Raw genomic sequence first — 1,242 nt, 5'->3', positions numbered from 1 at the left:
CGCACCTCATGCCCAGCTTCTCGCAGCGGAGCGGCAATCGCCTGGTGAATCCCATCCGGGTACACCGCCTGTACGTCCGCACTGCGCTTCTCATGTCGATACTCGTTCCACACTGTCACCCGCATGATGATGAACCTCCTCAAGAATGGTCAAAATAGACTGCTTTGCCCGTTTGAGCCGAGGTGTAGATGGCTTCGAGAATTTCTGTAACTACCAGCGCTTCGCGCGGTTTCACGAGTGGATCCCGATTGTCCATCACAGACTCTATCCACTGCCGTGCCTCCCGGTCGGAAGGGCTCTCCTCCGAAGAATCGTAGAAGTCCACACCACCGCGGCCTATTTCCACCTTCGTCTCGTGCAAACGACCAAAACGCTCCCCATTCAACCGCAGTCCATCGACCATATCTGCGCCACCGAGCGTACCGGACAGAGAGCACTTGGCTTCGCCCGTCTGAAGCGTATTGAGAGCCCAGCTGGACTCCAGGATAATGGTGGCTCCGTCCTGCATCGTAATCAAGCCAAAGGCCGAGTCTTCGACCGTGAATTCAGCGGGATTCCAAGAGCCCCAAGCATTTGCGGCATTCTCCATTTTGCCCAGTTGATGATGAGTGGACCCGAGTACCGCCCGCGGCTTATAGTTTTGCATCATCCACAATGTGAGGTCGAGGGAATGCGTGCCGATGTCAATCAGCGGGCCCCCACCCTGCTTCTCCTCATCCAAAAACACGCCCCACGTAGGCACGGCTCGACGACGAATGGCATGCGCCTTGCCATAATAAATGTGTCCTAAATCTCCCGCCTCGCACACTTGATGCAAGTAGAGGCTGTCGGGCCGGAAGCGATTTTGATAGCCAATCGTCAACTTGTTCCCTGTCCGCTCTGCAGCTTCGACCATCAATCGGGCTCCCGCCGCAGTCTTCGCCATGGGTTTCTCGCACATGACCTGTTTGCCTGCTTCCAGCGCAGCGACCGTGATTTCGGCATGCATGTCGTTGGGTGTGCAGATATGTACTACGTCTACAGCCGGGTTTTCTAAGAGCCGGCGGTAATCTTCCGTCACCATGGCATCCTTAACACCATAGTCTGCGGCTGCCGAGGTCGCGCGGTCAACGACAATGTCACAAAATGCGACCATTTGTACTGTATTCAGTTTTTTCAGGCTGGGCAAATGCTTTCCTCGTGCTATCCCATTGCAGCCAATGATGCCAACGCGAATCTCTCCACTCATGAACAGGACTCCTT

General features: G+C 55.3%; 1 protein-coding gene. It reads right to left on the bottom strand.

The window, feature by feature from the left end:
- Window positions 1-139: 139 nt before the first annotated feature.
- On the bottom strand, window positions 140-1,228 hold the full coding sequence (locus tag M4I36_RS16210; RefSeq protein ID WP_258112804.1) for a Gfo/Idh/MocA family protein: 1,089 nt from the start codon (window positions 1,226-1,228) through the stop codon (window positions 140-142).
- Between the last annotated feature and the right edge of the window lie 14 nt (window positions 1,229-1,242).

The organism is Alicyclobacillus sp. SP_1, from assembly GCF_024706985.1.
GTDB lineage: Bacteria > Bacillota > Bacilli > Alicyclobacillales > Alicyclobacillaceae > Alicyclobacillus_I.
This window is presented reverse-complemented; position numbering and strand designations above follow the sequence as displayed.

Coding starts and splice junctions, on each gene's coding strand:
- M4I36_RS16210 (WP_258112804.1), bottom strand. CDS start 1,228: ATGAGTGGAGAGATTCGCGTTGGCATCATTGGCTGCAATGGGATAGCA.